Here is a 13,384-nt window from a genome sequence, read left to right on the forward strand (position 1 = left end):
AGCCCCTAAAATTAAGCTGCTCACAAGAGCAGCTTTATCGTAATGAGGTTACCTATTAGTCTTCTTCGATAGAGCTAAGGTAATCTTCCGCATCTTTAAGGTTGTCTAGTTCAGACGCATCAGACATCTTCACTTTAACAATCCAACCACCTTCATAAGGTTCTTCGTTGATTAGCTCTGGGCTATCTTCTAGTTCTTCGTTGATTTCTACGATTTCACCAGAGATTGGTGCATAGATATCAGAAGCAGCTTTAACTGACTCAACTAGAGAGAAGCTTTCGCCAGCTTCGATTTCGTCTTCAGTTTCAGGCAGGTCAACAAACACGACGTCACCCAGCATCTCTTGAGCGTGCTCAGAAATACCGATAGTTACAGTACCGTCACCGTTGTCTTTTACCCACTCGTGGCTGTCTGCAAACTTAAGTGTATTGTCCATTGCTTATTCTCCAAAAATTTATGAGGTTTTAATTTAAATTTTAAAACGGATTAACGGTAAAGAGGGAAGCGTTTACAAAGCTCTTTAACTTGCTTGCGAACACGCTGCTCAACTTCAGCGTTGCCTTCAGGGCTTTCAACTAAGCCATCAAGAACATCACCGATCCATTCACCGATAAGTTTGAATTCTTCAGTGCCAAAACCACGACTGGTTCCAGCTGGCGTACCTAAACGGATACCCGAAGTAATCATAGGCTTCTCTGAGTCGAATGGTATGCCATTTTTGTTACATGTGATGCCCGCACGCTCTAATGCTTCTTCAGTTATGTTACCTTTCAAACCCTTAGGGCGAAGGTCAACCAGCATTAGGTGCGTATCAGTTCCGCCAGTCACAATATCACAACCGCGAGTTTGCAACACTTCAGCAAGAACTTTTGCGTTATCGATCACTGAATTAATATAAGTATTAAATTCTGGGCCAAGTGCCTCACCAAATGCTACAGCTTTAGCCGCAATTACGTGCATTAATGGCCCGCCTTGTAGGCCAGGGAATACTGCAGAGTTGATCTTTTTATTGATGTCTTCGTGGTTAGTCAGAATCATACCGCCGCGTGGGCCGCGAAGAGTTTTGTGCGTTGTTGTCGTTACAACGTGTGCGTGTGGTAGTGGGCTAGGGTGAGCACCTGTCGCGATAAGACCAGCGATGTGTGCCATATCTACCATTAGAATAGCGCCAACTTCGTCGGCGATTTCGCGGAATTTAGCGAAGTCGATAACGCGTGGGATAGCACTACCACCAGCAATAATCATTTTTGGTTGGCATTCGATCGCTTGAGCGCGTACCGCTTCGTAATCGATTTCTAGTGTGTCACGGTCTACACCATATTGAACTGCGTTGAACCATTTACCAGAAAGAGCAGGGCGTGCACCGTGAGTAAGGTGGCCGCCAGCGTCTAAAGACATACCAAGGATAGTGTCGCCTGGTTGAAGCAGGGCAAGTTTAACTGCGCCGTTCGCTTGAGCGCCTGAGTGAGGTTGTACGTTCGCGTATTCACACTTGAATAGCTGTTTAGCACGTTCAATCGCAATAGCTTCTACTGTATCTACGTGCTCACAACCACCGTAGTAACGACGGCCTGGGTAGCCTTCTGCGTATTTGTTGGTAAGGCAAGTGCCTTGAGCTTGCATTACTGCTTTAGAAACGATGTTCTCAGAAGCAATAAGTTCGATTTGTTCGTTTTGACGAGTGTTCTCTGCTTGGATTCCAGCAAATACTGCGTCGTCAGTCGCAGATAGGTTCGTAGAGAAAAAACTGTCTAAGCTATGGTTTTGATAAGCGTTCATTGTCGAGACCTTTCATTAAGCTAATGGTGATTTTTTTTATAGTCCATTAGGTCTTACGTTGATTTCTGCATCGGTATCGTTTGCGTTATGTAGGTGTATAAATAGTGAGTTGCTTATTATTTATACGACCATAGCGTCAAAGCGATCGTTGTAGGGTCAATGCAGCACGAATTGGTTCCCAAAATATCGGGTAAAAAACAGCTCTTACAAATGTTAAATCTATCACTTGCGACAAGCTGAAGTAGCATCTCTTCATCTAACAAGTCGATAACATAGCTCCGATAAAATCAATTTTCAACAAAAATTTCCAATAGGAAACAGTTTTTCTGGTTTTGCTACAGGGAGCACGCTTTATTTCCCTGTGTGCTCTTTAATCAACAAAGCGCTTCATGCAACAATGAATCTATTAGACAGGAAGCAAGAAATGAATGAGGGACCTATGTCAGAAGACATTTATGATGAGTACCCATCTTTAACGTTAGCGAAGGAAACGTTAGATCAGAATATCGAGCCACTTAAGCTTGGTCAGCGTATTAAAGATATCCGCGGTAAGTTAGGTATTACGTTAGAAGAGGCGAGCCAACGTACTGGCTTGGCACGCTCTACGTTGAGTAAGATTGAGAACGAACAAATTTCGCCAACGTTTCAAGCAATGCAGAAACTGGCAATGGGGTTGCAAATCGACATGCCGCAACTCTTTGAACCACCAAGGAAAAAAGTTGCTACGGGGCGTCGTGACTTAACTAAGGCAGGCCAGGGTAAACCTCACCCAACACCAACTTACGAGCATGAATTACTGGCGACTGAGCTTTCCAATAAAAAGATGATGCCATTCAAAAGCCGTGTTAGAGCTCGTACTTTTGAAGAGTACAACGATTGGGTTCGCCACGATGGTGAAGAGTTCTTGATGGTTATCTCCGGTGATGTGATGTTCTACTCAGAATTCTATGAACCTGTACCGATGAGCGAAGGGGATAGCATGTATTACGACGCAAACATGGGCCACATGTTGATTTCCATCAGTACAGAAGATGCTCTTATTTTATGGGTGACTGCAAAATAAGTTAACAAAGCTAGAATTTCTTATAGTGAATGCAAACGTTTGCTTTTGTTTCTAACGTTTGCCAAAAGGCGCGATAGTGCTGTGAAAAACATCAATATCGCGTTTTTTTATGCAATTGAAAATTGTTTTTAAATTGTTAAATGTCACATTTTGAGCTGTTTTAATCTTGTTAAGGGTGTAAAACTGACTCAGGCTTGTTTACTATAGTAAACACGGTTTACTCATGTTGATTGAAGTTTACTGAAGTGAATTCTTAGAAAGTGAGTTGTAGAGGTTTTGTACAGCTGTCTGTTTTTATAACGCTGACGATATAAGCCTATATATAAGACATCACTTTTTACTATCTACTGTTTCTAACGTTAATCCATATCGTTAGAGGCGACTCTAAATAGAGATATAAGCGGCAGACTCGACGTTGGAAAGCCTGCAACGCTTCATGGAGAAGAAAATGACTCAAGAACACGCTAATCAAGACCTACTAAAAACACCTCTGCACGCACTTCACGTAGAAGTGGGCGCAAAAATGGTTCCTTTCGCTGGCTACGACATGCCAGTTCAGTATCCACTAGGTGTAAAGAAAGAGCACTTACATACTCGTGACGCTGCTGGTCTTTTTGATGTTTCTCACATGGGGCAACTGCGTCTGCACGGTGAAAACGCAGCCGCTGTTTTAGAATCTTTAGTACCTGTCGATATTATCGATCTTCCTTCTGGTAAGCAGCGCTACGCGTTCTTTACTAACGAGCAGGGCGGCATCATGGACGACCTTATGGTCGCAAATCTAGGTGATCATCTATTTGTTGTTGTTAACGCAGCTTGTAAAACACAAGACATCGATCACCTTACCGCTCATCTTCCTGCAGATGTAGAGATGGAAGTGATTGATGACCGTGCACTATTAGCACTTCAAGGCCCTAAGGCGGCTGAAGTTCTTGCTCGTTTCCAACCAAGCGTTGCAGACATGCTATTTATGGATGTTCAAAAAGTTGATGTTGACGGTGTTGAATGCATCGTAAGCCGCAGCGGTTACACGGGTGAAGATGGCTACGAAATATCTGTACCGAACGATCATGCTGAAGCACTAGCACGTAAACTAACCTCAGAAGCTGAAGTAGAGTGGATTGGCCTTGGTGCGCGTGACTCACTTCGTCTTGAATGTGGTCTATGCTTATACGGTCACGATCTAGATACAACGACAACACCTGTAGAAGCTAGCCTTCTGTGGGGTATTCAAAAGGTTCGTCGCACTGACGGTGAGCGTGCTGGCGGTTTCCCAGGTGCTGGTATCATCCTTGAACAAATCGCAACTAAAGACGTTCAACGTAAGCGTGTTGGCCTAGTGGGACAAACTAAAGCTCCTGTACGTGAAGGCGCTGAGCTGTTCGATGCGGAAGGAAACAAAGTAGGTGTGGTCACGAGTGGTACTGCTGGCCCTAACGCGGGTAAGCCTGTTTCAATGGCGTATGTACGCACTGATCTAGCGGCTATCGGTACAGAGGTATTTGCTGAAGTTCGTGGTAAGAAGTTACCAATGACAGTAGAAAAAATGCCATTCGTACCTCAACGTTACTACCGTGGCTAATCTCTATTAAGAGAAATTACAAAGTATAACTAAAGCCTATTGTTAGCTTCTCTTTTTAGGGATGTTTAACGGTAGGCTTTTGTTTTTTGGACCGTATACAAGACTCAATAGAACAATTGTGGTCAGGCTGTAAAATTCGTCTATAAATTAGGAGGTGCGGCAATATCGTTACAAATACTTACTATAATGATGGCTGGTACGTGTTATGGTGTCTATTCATCAAATTTGTTAATAAGTAGTTGGGGTTACAAGGAGTTATCTATGAATGTGAGCCATACAGTAAGTCCGGTTCGTAAGGCCATAGTTGGGCTTTCGGCTTCATTAATGTGTACAGCAAGTGTTATGGCGGCAGAAAGTTCGGTTGAAGTTTCTCCTAACGTGAGTGTGACTCCTTATATTGTTAATGGTAGCGATGCATCAGTTAGCGATTTCCCTTCAATGGCGAGTTTGTTTATCGATCGCATTGATTATGATGGTGTGTACTCAACAGGTGCCTATTGCGGCGCAACCATTTTAGACCCGACTCATATTCTGACCGCCGCCCACTGTATCTACGGTAATGAAGAAGGTCAGCTGTTTACAATAGTGGTACCGCAACTTGAAGATACGTCTGAATTTCCTAATGGTAATATCCAGAAATCGCGCGTAGTTGAAGTTTACTATCGAAGTGACTACTCCGATAACCTAAGTGATCTTCTACGTAACGACGTTGCTGTTTTAAAGCTTGAAAGTGCATTGAACATTGACTCTGTTAATGACGTAGTTAAACGTCCTTCAGATGATAGCTACCGTATTGGTGTAAATGACTTTGTTGCAGTTGGACATGGTAATACAGAATCTGACTTTGATGCCACAACGATATTACAGAAAGCGCCACTTAACTACGTGGATAACAGTACTTGTGCTTCAGCCTTTATAGATGGTTCTGCGTTAACTGATAATCAACTCTGTTTTATTGGTGATTATAGTGTGTTCACTCGGCTATATGGTGGTACATGCCAGGGCGACTCAGGGGGGCCAGTGTATTGGAAGGATGGTGCTGACTACCGACAAGTAGGTATTACCAGTTTTGGCACTGAAACTTGTGGTGGCGGTAGTATAACTTCGGGCGTGAAAGTGACATCTGTATTCACCGAGATCCTCGACTATGAAGCTTGGATTGATAGTGTAGTTGCTGGCAATGAAACGCCTAAATTTGTCTCTACAGATGCTAAGCGTACTGCTTATGTGAATGCTCGTAATTCATCAGGCTCTAGCAGTGGTGGCGGCGTTTCGTTCGGTTTATTAGGCATATTAATGTTGATCGCTGGTGTGAGAAAAGCGCTTAAACGCTAGAAGTTGATTGCTTTGAATAAGTCGACGTTTCATCGAACGATGACGTCGACTTTTTTGATTCTGTATTGCTGAGTTTTTGACGGTGTTTTATATAGCTATGTTGACGTTGGTGGTTACGCCAACACTACATTGGTCTTCCTACTGTATCTTTCGATTATCTCATCTATTTCTTTAATAGCACCATTGATGCTTCTTATTCCGCCTTGCGCGACACTTTTCTCATTAGTACTTAAAGCGGAAAAAACACGTTTAAGCTCTTTGCGTTCTAGCATATCGCCGTGGAGTAAGACCTCTTTGTAAGTAAGAAGTCTGTGCTGAACTTCGATAATATCGGCACGTGTTGTGTTTGAATCTAAAGCCTGCTTTATACAAGGAAACGCTAATTTGTAGTTATTCGCAATTTCCAACTCGACTTCTTTCTTGTTCGCAATATGCAATTTCTACTATTTCCCAAGACTTGGTTAATCAAGTTTACTAGCCTGAATAGCTGTTATAGACGTATGTGTAAATGTTTATGATACGTAAGGTTTTTTAGGGAACGAATAATATGCCTTTAATGACTTATGTAAACATGAGTGAGTCAATATGGTCTGCTTCTTGCTGAATATAGGTCATAACTGTCTAGTGGGAGTAAGCTTATGTCACAAGAGCCGATTGTCATGGCGCTCATCGAGCGTAGGAAGCGCGCTAATTTGTCGCAAGAGAAGCTGTCTACTAGCGCAGGAATGAGCCTTAAAACTTATCAGCGCATCGAACGTGGTGAAGCGGATATTAAAATGTCGCAGTATCGCTCGATCATTAGGACATTGAAAGCGACAGATCTAGATGTGGTATTAGATGTTGTTGGCGCTTCTCATGCAACGGCAGAAGACGTCGCTGCGGTGAGTCGTTTGCTCACAAATGAAGAACGCATGTTGCTGATAAAGCTAATTCTCGCGTTTAAAAAGCCACAGTGAATATGTACACGTGAAACAGTGGGAGTAAAGCGAGTATGGTAGAGGGTTCACTATGGGGAAGGAAACAGCTAGCTCACTCTTCCTCTTAGTTGCTTAGTTGTGCTTCTCTGTTTTTTGTTTTCTAAGCGTTTTCTTTGCGAGCTTCGCGTCGGCTTAGTCGCTCTTCTTACTTTTTGAACCTTTGTTGCTTCCAATATCAGTGCTTTCAAGCGTACTAACGCATCTTCTCGGTTATGTTCCTGAGTTCTGTATTGTTGCGCTTTAATGATGATCACACCGTCTTTAGTAATTCGGCTATCTTTGAAGGCTAACAGCTTTTCTTTGTAGAAATCGGGCAGAGTAGAGTGCTTGATATCGAAGCGTAGATGTATTGCGCTTGAAACCTTATTGACGTTTTGGCCTCCCGCGCCTTGAGCTCTGATCGCAGTTAACTGAAGTTCCCAGTCTTGAATTGATACAGAATTAGATATTTGTAACATAAACTTCCATTTTGGACCGTAATTTGGCGTCATGATACTGAATATTGGTTATGGTATCAGTAACTTTCTTAAAGAGTGGTAACAGAGGTGAAAATAGACTTAACGATATATGGAGGATTAATCTTTGATATGGATTGTACGTTGAGCGACACAATGCCGGCTCATGTCCAGGCTTGGCAGCAAACGGCACAGGAGTATGGATTTCACTTTGAAGCATCTTGGCTGGACAGCTTAAGTGGCATGCCGAGCTACAAAATAGCAGGTTAAGTGAACAGTAAATACGGTTTGTCTCTCGACCTGCAGGCGGTGTCTAAGTTTAAGATGGCATCATTCGCGGCGATTGAAGACAAATGGGATTTCATCCCTTGTATACATTCGTTATTACTCGAAGATTTAGGAAATAAGAAGATTGCGGTTGGAACAGGAAGCCAGTTTAAAAGCGCGGAGCAGTGCTTGAAAAGACGAAAATTCTTAGTAAACTCGATATTATTGTTACGACTACAGTCGGCAAGAATTATAAGCAGAACCCTGATACCTTCTTAGAAGCGGATTTTGGAATGGGACTACAACTGGAGCAATGCGTGGTGTTTGAAGGTGCGGACCTTGGTAAACAAGCTGCTCACGCTGCCCAAATGGACCGTATTCTAGTGATGGATGAAGATACGTTATAATTTCACTCTGCGCCGAACTGATTAGCATCAAGATGTGAGCCCGCTTAGGTGTTATTACGTGCTAGGCGATTTCACTCATTTCGGTGTCTAAGAACAGACATACGCTATCACGCCCTGCGGCTTTCGCTTCGTATAGCGCTAGATCGGCACATTTATAGTTTAGGGTAGGGTCTCCAGTTAGATTCGTGATACCAGCACTAACGGTAACAACAGTGTCTAGCTCAATATTAACCGCAATTCGCAGTCTATTGAGTACGTAGTCAGCGTCTTCTGTTGTGGTGTGAGGCAGAATAACGGCAAACTCTTCACCACCAATACGAGCAACGAAGTCGGTTTCACGACACTCACGTTGTAATACTTGTGCAACGGTTTGAATCACTCGATCGCCGTAGTCATGACCAAACCTATCGTTAATGCGTTTGAAATTATCAATATCTAGGATCGCCAAACAAGAATGTTCTCGGGTAGGGTAACGATTAATACGGGAGCATTCATTGCGCAGCTCCAGATCAAACTTTCGTCGGTTCCAGCACCCTGCTAACGCATCTTTTTCGCTCAAGTTTCTAAGTTTATTCTCTAGTTCCTTGTGTTTGCTGATATCAACAAATGACGCGACATAAAATTTTATTACGCCTTTAGCATCTTTAATGGTTTGGATGCGGAGTATCTCAGTAATCAACGAGCCGTCTTTACGGCGGTTGACGACTTCACCTTCCCACATGCCTTGTCTTTGAATAGCACTCCACATTTTGGTGTAGAAATCTTGGTTGTAACGCCCTGATGCAAACATTGAAGGTTGGTTGCCTTTTACGTCTGCTAACTTATAACCACTGACTCGGGTAAACTCTTGGTTTACCTTGATGATGCGGTTATTACTGTCAGTAATAACCAACGCCGACATGCAATTCATCGCAGCTTTTGCTAGCTGGCTTTCGATACTGTTCTTCTTGTGGTTTCTGTTCCACAGTACAAAACCTGCTGAGATCATTGATATTAAAACCGTCAGGGTAATGATCTGTATGACAATAGCGTGGTTTTCACGTTGATACTGGCTATTAAACTGTTGACTCTTAATGTGAAATACCATGTAGATAGGGCCTTTAAACTGCTTGATCTTGGTGCTGATATCAGTGTGAAAATACCAGTTTGTACCATCAAAGTAGTTAAACGATGTGTCGTCCTTTATCGCAGCCCAAAGCTTAGGATACAGCTTGGCGTAGGTTTGGTCTGAGCGAGAGTCAATAACATTACCGAATGACTTTGAATGATCTGGCCCCATGATGATGTGACCAGTCTTATTGAGAAGCACTGGGACAGCAGAGGAGTCTCCGATTTGGTACTGAAGGCGTTTATAGATTTCTAACATGTTTAAGTTAGCAATGAAGTAGCCAATAATGCGATGACTGTCAGTGACAGGGGCCATAATGCGCAGCGCCGGTATCAACGGGCGAACTATCTGACCGTTTTCGACTTCAAGATCGATGCCTGTAGTTCTGACCTCACCGATCTTAAGTTCTTGGAGTGCGGAGAAGTAACTACGTGATGATTTATCTTGAAGTTCGTTTTCCGGAACAACTAAAGCCTGACCATCTTTATAATTGATTCGGAACACTTCATTACCGGTTAAATCAAGATAACGTAATTGAGAATAGTAATTTTGGCCACGTGCAAGCATTACCCAAAGGTCTTGTAGTGCCTCTGTGTGAATGACCGACGGCTCTTTAATCGCTCGAAGTAACGTTTTGGAATCTGCGATAGAGGGAACGGAGTTGAAGGCTTGTTCAACAATGACAGCGAACTCATGAAAGCTATACTCAATTTGGTTTTGGCTAGATTGTTTTATGTTTAGCGCGTGCTGGGCTTCGACTCTATCGAATTCAGAGTTGATATAGAGTGCAGGGACTAATCCTAGGGCAAATATGGTGCACAGAAATTGGCCGACTAGTTTTTTTATACTTGTATTCATCACTGTCCTCAAAGAATCAGCGCAATACTATATATCTTATAGGATTTTAATGTGATCTTTACCCAGAACTTAAAACAAGATTTTAATATTAGTGTGGTTTTAGTGCAACTTTGTGCAGTTTGGCTTGATTGATGAGCAATCACTTAACGATAAAATGATTGCTCAATATAGAATAGTGCTCCGAAAAACGAGGTGATTAAATCCCGATATTTCGAAATTTATCTGGATAAAGGTGTCTAACTAAGGCCCACAATATTTCCATAACTATCAATATCTAACGACATGAATGCCGGTTTATCTGGTAACCCGGGCATGGTCATTACATTGCCGCATAAAGCGTAAATAAAACCAGCACCTGCACACAGTTTTAGTTCTCTTACGGGCACATCAAATTTGCTTGGTGCGCCTTTGATATGTGCTTCCGTTGAAATAGAAAGTGGTGTTTTAGCCAAGCATACCGACAGGTCTTGATAGCCGTGTTGTTTAAATTCAGACAACTGCTGCTTTGCTTTCGGAGAAAGTGTAATACTCGCTGCACCATAACCAATTTCCGCAACCGCCATGAGTTTCTCTTCTAAGCTTTGAGCTGTTTCGTAGAGTGGCTTAAAGTCACTGTCACTTTGGCATGCTTTGACAACCGCTTGTGCAAGTTTAGTAACGCCGTCACCGCCTTGGCCAAATGCTTCACTGACTTCTACAGCGACATTGCTATCGAACTCTATAATCAGCTGTTTCAATTTGTCGAGTTCTTGTTGTGAATCTTGCGGGAAGCGGTTGATCGCGACTACGGTAGGCACACCGTATTGCTTAACGTTATTGATATGCCACTTTAGGTTTTCAAAGCCAGAGAGTAACCCGTCGTTGTCGTTACTGAAGAGCGAATCGGGTAGTGGTGTTCCTGGTCTCAAATCATACAAACCAGAGTTCGCCTTGAGTCCACGCAATGTCGCTACGACTACCGCGCAATCGGGCTTCTTAGCAGATGCTTTGACTTTGATATTGCAGGCCTTTTCGAAGCCCATATCTGAACCAAATCCACCTTCAGTTACAACGAAGTCGCTGAGTTTCAGTGCGATCTTATCTGCAATTATCGAAGAGTTACCATGAGCAATGTTCGCGAAAGGGCCTGCGTGTATAAGTATCGGAACCCCTTCAAGTGTCTGCATCAATGTTGGTTCGATAGAGTTTTTCATTGTTACTGTCATTGCACCTGCAACATCAAAGTCTTCTGCGGTTAAAGGCTGACCTTGTTTATTGTATGCCAGTACAACACGACCGATACGTTTACGTAAATCTTGCAGGTCATCGGCCAGTGCTAAAATAGCCATAAGCTCTGAGGCAGCTGAGATATCAAATCCATCTTCGCGTTCATAGCCGTTGATCGTTTTACCCGTTTCGTTTTTACCCACGGTAATCATACGTAAGGCACGGTCATTATGATCGAGTACACGTCGCCAAACGATTCTGCTAGGGTCTATATCCAGTGCTTTCAATCCTGAGCGACTTTCAAATGCTTGTAAGCCCTCACGCTGTTCATGATATAAGCGTGCATCAATAGCAGCAGAGGCAAGGTTATGAGCGGCTGTCACGGCATGGATGTCACCAGTCAGATGGAGGTTCAACTCGTCCATAGGAGCAACTTGAGAATAACCACCGCCAGCAGCACCACCTTTAACACCAAATACAGGGCCCATGGAAGGCTGGCGAATACACGCCATTGCTGATTGGTTAATCTTCGCTAATCCTTGTGCTAAACCGATAGTCGTCACGGTCTTTCCTTCACCAAGTGGTGTTGGTGTAATTGCTGTCACGACAACCAATTTTCCGTCTGGCTTTTGAGATAGGCGTTCGAGTGATGCTAGAGACACCTTTGACTTGAATTGCCCTAATGGCTGGTGTTCATTGTTTTGTAGGCCAGCGTGCTTGGCAACCTCACTGATGTTTTTAAGTGGAGTCGAGCGACAAATATCGATATCAGACAGCATATTTGATCCTTATATCAGAACCGAAAGGTGGTACGTAAACGTTTGTGTAGCGATGGTGCTGTATAAAGGCAAACCACGCAGATTATGTGCTGGAAGATAACAGATCTGAAGAGTCATTGCGCGAGATCAAATCTTAAATGAGCAAAATATTCGATTTGATTTTGTAATAAGTGTACGTATTTACGCTGAATACAAAAAGGGCTGCATATCGCAGCCCTTTAAAATAGGAGAGGTAACTCACGTAATGAGTAACGTGGATTAACGATCCCAGTATGTTTCTTCTAAGCTATCTTCGCGTTCTGGTAGTGCACGAGAAAGGCGAGGTGAGTGCTGTGTAAGCACTTCGTAGCTTACACGGTTTGCATACTTACAAATCTGAGACAGTGAAGAGTATGTTAGACACGTGTGTTCATGTTTCTCTGAATTTGGTACGTTAACGAAGTGGTAACTGTTTGCTGCCATGTCATGTAACAGAGCAGAAAGCGCGCCATCACCCGCACCATTAGTGTTCTTAATCTCTAATGGACCACCAAGGTATGGGCCAATGTGAGAGTACACTTTAACTGGGTTTTCACAGTCTTGCTTACGCATAGCGCGGCTGAATTCATATTTATTGAACTCAGGGATATTGCCTGGTAACAGTGGAAGCGTAGTTTCGCGTTTTGCTAGCTCGTCTGTGTAACCTGCCATGTAAAGGCCGATTGGACCAGCAGTACACAGTACTAAGTCAACCCATTCTAGTGCTTTGTTCGCTGCAAGAAGTGGATCTTTTTCGCCTGTTAACGCTTCACCTTCGTCTTCATTCATCGCAACGATAGTTACGTTCTCTTTCAGGTATTCTTGCCACCATTCAGCGTTACCTTTGATCACGTATTTAGTACCAAGCGTTAGAACAACAGGCACGTTGTGCGCTTTCGCATATTCAATCGCCTTTTGTACTGCTTTTGGCATTGGATCTTCAGGGTTACCGCGCATTAGGTACGAAGAAACGACTAACGCAGATGCTTTCTCGAACACTTTCTCAGGAATGCTTTCTGGAAGCAGCTGGTTCATGTGTCCTTCATTAATCGCAAATGTACGCTCGCCATCTTCGGTAATTAGCGTGTAACAACGACCGATTGGACCATCTACTGTTTGTAGGTGGTTTAGGTTCATACGAGAAGAAGTGCGACAAAGGTAACGGTAACCGAATGAGCCAACTTCAATTTTCTTAGACATAACGCCAAGCAGTACAGATTTGCTGTCTGCAAGTACGGAATAATTGTGCAGTGTGTTGCCGATAGTATCGCCAGGGTATTGATGCGTAATCAAACCGCGCTCTACAAGCTCTTCATACAGCGTATCAGCTTTACTTTCTTCCAATACCAGTGAGTGACCTTTACTCAGCTCATATTTATCAAGGAACGCACTGTCAACACGGGCTTCGATATCAACTATGGTTTGGCCTACACCAACAATCGTTGCGCGGTGCAGTTTAGGTGTTTGTTGAATTTGGTTGACCAACGGATCACGTGCGTGAGTTGGAAAGTAATGCTTAGATTTACGCTGTCCAGGAAACTTCATATGAA

General features: G+C 43.2%; 11 protein-coding genes and 1 pseudogene. 5 read left to right on the forward strand and 7 right to left on the reverse strand.

All coding sequences use genetic code 11. The features are described 5' to 3' along the window. Positions 1-55: 55 nt before the first annotated feature. Entirely contained in the window at positions 56-436 is a 381-nt protein-coding gene (gene gcvH, locus A3712_RS01315; RefSeq protein ID WP_063521948.1) for a glycine cleavage system protein GcvH, read from the reverse strand. Positions 437-486: 50 nt separating this feature from the next. After that, positions 487-1,779, reverse strand: a complete 1,293-nt coding sequence (locus A3712_RS01320) for a serine hydroxymethyltransferase (protein WP_063521949.1) — start codon at positions 1,777-1,779, stop codon at positions 487-489. Positions 1,780-2,218: 439 nt separating this feature from the next. Between A3712_RS01320 and A3712_RS01325 the strand changes: the two genes are divergently transcribed. From A3712_RS01325 to A3712_RS01335, 3 genes are all read left to right on the forward strand, one after another. Continuing rightward, entirely contained in the window at positions 2,219-2,842 is a 624-nt protein-coding gene (locus A3712_RS01325) for a helix-turn-helix domain-containing protein (protein WP_063521950.1), read from the forward strand. A 448-nt stretch (positions 2,843-3,290) separates the two neighbouring features. Further along, positions 3,291-4,424, forward strand: a complete 1,134-nt coding sequence (gene gcvT / locus A3712_RS01330; protein ID WP_063521951.1) for a glycine cleavage system aminomethyltransferase GcvT — start codon at positions 3,291-3,293, stop codon at positions 4,422-4,424. A gap of 261 nt (positions 4,425-4,685) precedes the next feature. Beyond that, positions 4,686-5,759 carry a S1 family peptidase gene (locus A3712_RS01335; RefSeq protein ID WP_063521952.1) on the forward strand — a complete coding sequence of 358 codons (1,074 nt, stop codon included), beginning with the start codon at positions 4,686-4,688 and terminating at the stop codon, positions 5,757-5,759. Positions 5,760-5,872: 113 nt separating this feature from the next. Here A3712_RS01335 and A3712_RS01340 read toward each other — a convergent pair whose 3' ends face one another. Beyond that, on the reverse strand, positions 5,873-6,196 hold the full coding sequence (locus A3712_RS01340; RefSeq protein WP_063521953.1) for a hypothetical protein: 324 nt from the start codon (positions 6,194-6,196) through the stop codon (positions 5,873-5,875). Between the two features lie 201 nt (positions 6,197-6,397). On the opposite strand from A3712_RS01340, the gene A3712_RS01345 reads away from it, so the two are divergent. Then, positions 6,398-6,715, forward strand: a complete 318-nt coding sequence (locus A3712_RS01345) for a helix-turn-helix transcriptional regulator (RefSeq protein WP_063521954.1) — start codon at positions 6,398-6,400, stop codon at positions 6,713-6,715. A 68-nt stretch (positions 6,716-6,783) separates the two neighbouring features. On the opposite strand, the gene arfB is transcribed toward A3712_RS01345, so the two are convergent. Continuing rightward, positions 6,784-7,194: an alternative ribosome rescue aminoacyl-tRNA hydrolase ArfB gene (gene arfB, locus A3712_RS01350; protein WP_063521955.1), complete on the reverse strand. Its 411-nt coding sequence runs from the start codon at positions 7,192-7,194 to the stop codon at positions 6,784-6,786. An 87-nt stretch (positions 7,195-7,281) separates the two neighbouring features. On the opposite strand from arfB, the pseudogene A3712_RS01355 reads away from it, so the two are divergent. Then, positions 7,282-7,865 (forward strand): annotated as a pseudogene (locus A3712_RS01355) (HAD hydrolase-like protein). 61 nt (positions 7,866-7,926) lie between these two features. Here the strand turns inward: A3712_RS01355 and A3712_RS01360 are convergent. The 3 genes from A3712_RS01360 to A3712_RS01370 form a co-directional block, all read right to left on the reverse strand. After that, positions 7,927-9,831 (reverse strand): sensor domain-containing diguanylate cyclase, encoded by a 1,905-nt coding sequence (locus A3712_RS01360; RefSeq protein WP_063521956.1) that lies wholly within the window; start codon positions 9,829-9,831, stop codon positions 7,927-7,929. A gap of 236 nt (positions 9,832-10,067) precedes the next feature. Continuing rightward, positions 10,068-11,816 carry a formate--tetrahydrofolate ligase gene (locus tag A3712_RS01365; RefSeq protein ID WP_063521957.1) on the reverse strand — a complete coding sequence of 583 codons (1,749 nt, stop codon included), beginning with the start codon at positions 11,814-11,816 and terminating at the stop codon, positions 10,068-10,070. 258 nt (positions 11,817-12,074) lie between these two features. Continuing rightward, positions 12,075-13,379 carry an inosine/guanosine kinase gene (locus tag A3712_RS01370; protein WP_063521958.1) on the reverse strand — a complete coding sequence of 435 codons (1,305 nt, stop codon included), beginning with the start codon at positions 13,377-13,379 and terminating at the stop codon, positions 12,075-12,077. Positions 13,380-13,384 lie beyond the last annotated feature (5 nt).

The sequence above is a fragment of the Vibrio sp. HI00D65 genome (assembly GCF_001635455.1).
Classification (GTDB): Bacteria; Pseudomonadota; Gammaproteobacteria; order Enterobacterales; family Vibrionaceae; genus Vibrio.